This window comes from Methanophagales archaeon (assembly GCA_021159465.1).
Taxonomy (GTDB): domain Archaea; phylum Halobacteriota; class Syntropharchaeia; order Alkanophagales; family Methanospirareceae; genus G60ANME1.
In genome coordinates, this window is record JAGGRR010000029.1 from 1 (window position 1) to 2,731 (window position 2,731).

The following is a 2,731-nucleotide window of genomic DNA, read 5'->3' on the forward strand; positions in this document are numbered from 1 at the left end:
ATCTCCTTTTTCATGCTAACTCAAATCAAGACAAAAGGAGGAATAAGCTGGATAATACGCACATACGAACATGAAATGCAATGCAAGGTGAATCTTATTTGACAGGTCTATAGCTTTCCAAAAATCAAAAAATAGTATCTTTAACATATTTAAATGCGGAATATATGATATAAAGATAAAGAGGCTGTCCCGCAATTGCTTTTGGCACTAAAAGATCCGCTTCTTTTTGGTTTTGAAGCTTTATTTGCCTTTCTTTTTATCCCTTTTTTGAATTGTTGGACAGCCTCTAAAAAGCTGGAAAATATATAACCGTATGGTTATCTTGTCATTGTCTATGCCTGTATTTGTCATTCCAGCAGCTATGATAGCCATGCCTGTGTTCTCTTATGGGTTCCTTTCTCCGTTCTATATCATAATCCTTATCCCTGCACCACAGGTAGCAACAATAAATATCATAATCGCGGGTGCCAAAGTTTTTAAGAGGAGGTGAAAAAAGTGGCAAATGTCTTCACTACTGCTTCATCGGGCACATGCGCATATTACATAAATGATGCGATATTTAGAGATAGAGATGTGAAGATAAAAGGAGACATCTTTGAAGTCTGGGCGTCTCTGAATGGGAGTAGGATAATGAAATCTGATTTCTCTACTGGTGATGAGTTACGGCTCGGATTAAAACAGGAACTCGTCCAGGGTGACTGCATCTCGGTTATCTACGTTCCGCAGGGTGAGATACTGACAGGGACGATGATTTAGTTAGTCCATTGTGAACACGAACGCATACTGGGTGGTGGTTTGTAGTTCCCTTCTCAACTTCCTCACATCCGCCCGATAAATAAAAATCTCATCCTCTGATTGTTCCTGTCCCTGTACTCGCTCACTGCTCAGTCCCAGTATCTTCCTTACCAACTCACACTCTATCTTGCCCCTTATCCTTGATATCCCGCGCCCATAGTCTGGGGTGAGTTCTATGTACACAGGGATTTGCAATTTTTGATACGCCTCTTCCGGTATCAGACTCGCGATCCTCATTAGCTCTTCCTTTCTTATGCGTTGAATGCTGTTGTCCCTACCGCGAACCGCAGGTTTGTCTTCACGTAGAAGTGTAGCAAGTGTCTTCCTCTCTGCCGGTAAATGCCTGTTCAGTGCACGAATTGCCTTCGTTATCACTCGCTCATTTAATGGCATATCATAATATTATATTAACTCAGGTATGATAACACAATAATAATGGTGAACATCACCGGTAAGGTATTACGAATTACACCTTTGATGGAAGTAGGAGAAGATAAGAAGAAGGTTGTTAATCTCATCATCGCCGATGCCTTTGATTACTGGCGTGTATCACTGTGGGATGATAAAGCAGAACTTGCAGATGAGCTAAAAGAGGGTGATGTGGTGAGGATAGAGAACGCACGAATAGCAGCAGAGAAGCGAGTACATGCTGGTAAATACAGTAATATAATTATGATTCGAGACCACACACGTATAGATGCTTTGAGTCAGGTAAAGGCGCAGAATCTTACTGTGCTCGCCGTTGCGAGACCAGAAAGGGGACGAGTATGCGTTGCGGGCATAAATGAGTATGGTGAATGGATAAGACCGCAGGGCATTTATGAAGCTGATGTCTTCTCATCCTCCAGCTCCGGTACAGGTACAAGTACAGGTACAGAAAGATTCAGAAACCTGTGTATATCAAAGATATACGTTGATGCATGGCGCGGTAGGCATCCAAGAAGGGAAGACCGGTTCTTTATCTACGGTGAGGGTGTGAAGAGGGAACTGAGCGAAGCGGAGAAGAGGGATTTCCTTGCACGAAATGTTGATGCTTCTGTTGATGCGGTATTTAAGAGCGGCAGGAGTCTGGGTTTGATAAACCCCCGTATTCTACACGTATATGAGGAGTTCGCAACAGCAATGGCAACAGATAAAGATAAGGAGCATGAGACCTATATCAGATTTAACTTCAGGGATTCTAACGGCAGGATATACCGTAGATGGTCATGCAGGTGCAACGCCTTTTATCAACTCTGGAATGACTTCAAGCGGCAGCATCGGTTCTCTTATAGCTGGCGGATACACAGGTATCTGAGGAAGAACGATACTTATCTCGCAATCGGGCTTACTTACACCGATTATGGTGTTGGACGTCTGGAATATGGCGCATATCCAATGATAGTTGGTGTACATGTAGTGAAAAGGAAGTGAAAAAAAGAAAAGATGTCAAAGCAATTCTGATTAATACCTTTTGCTTTTTGTTCATGGATACTCTCCATTTTTTGTTGGTAAACTCTTATGTAAAAGCAACTATCCAACAAATCGTAAAATGCAATGCCCACACACGCGTGAAGAACTTTTTGTTTTTTTGAACTGGACGCGATGGTAATCGATGAGTGGAATTAATTTCTTGTACCTCGTGATTTAGTCCAGTGTCACCAATGTGAAAGTAACTCGAGGACTCCAGACCAGCCTTTAAGATTTCCTCACGCTCCTTTGTCAGCTCTTCTTTCTTCTCCTGCGTCATGATATAGGAGATTTTACCTGCGGAAATGATGATCCCCGCTTCTTCCAATATCTTCTTTATTTTGTTCTCGGTAACCCTGCAAGCGTAAGCGTAATAGAGGTAAACAACGAGCTCATGTATGTACTGTCTTGTGATTCTATGATATTGAGAAGTTACAATCAGGTTAATTATGAGAGACTATGACCGAAGAAAAGGAGCGGAAGACTA

General features: G+C 42.1%; 4 protein-coding genes. 2 read left to right on the plus strand and 2 right to left on the minus strand.

The annotated features are described in order from the left end of the window. Nucleotides 1-486 precede the first annotated feature (486 nt). Nucleotides 487-756, plus strand: coding sequence for a hypothetical protein (locus J7J01_01585; protein MCD6209584.1), 270 nt, complete (start codon nt 487-489; stop codon nt 754-756). Here the strand turns inward: J7J01_01585 and J7J01_01590 are convergent, their stop codons facing one another. Beyond that, nucleotides 757-1,188, minus strand: coding sequence for a DUF61 family protein (locus J7J01_01590; GenBank protein ID MCD6209585.1), 432 nt, complete (start codon nt 1,186-1,188; stop codon nt 757-759). Between the two features lie 42 nt (nt 1,189-1,230). Between J7J01_01590 and J7J01_01595 the strand changes: the two genes are divergently transcribed. Beyond that, nucleotides 1,231-2,208: a hypothetical protein gene (locus J7J01_01595; GenBank protein MCD6209586.1), complete on the plus strand. Its 978-nt coding sequence runs from the start codon at nt 1,231-1,233 to the stop codon at nt 2,206-2,208. 85 nt (nt 2,209-2,293) lie between these two features. Here the strand turns inward: J7J01_01595 and J7J01_01600 are convergent, their stop codons facing one another. Continuing rightward, the gene (locus tag J7J01_01600) at nt 2,294-2,572 is read right to left on the minus strand and encodes a hypothetical protein (protein MCD6209587.1); all 279 of its coding nucleotides are present in this window, start codon (nt 2,570-2,572) and stop codon (nt 2,294-2,296) included. Between the last annotated feature and the right edge of the window lie 159 nt (nt 2,573-2,731).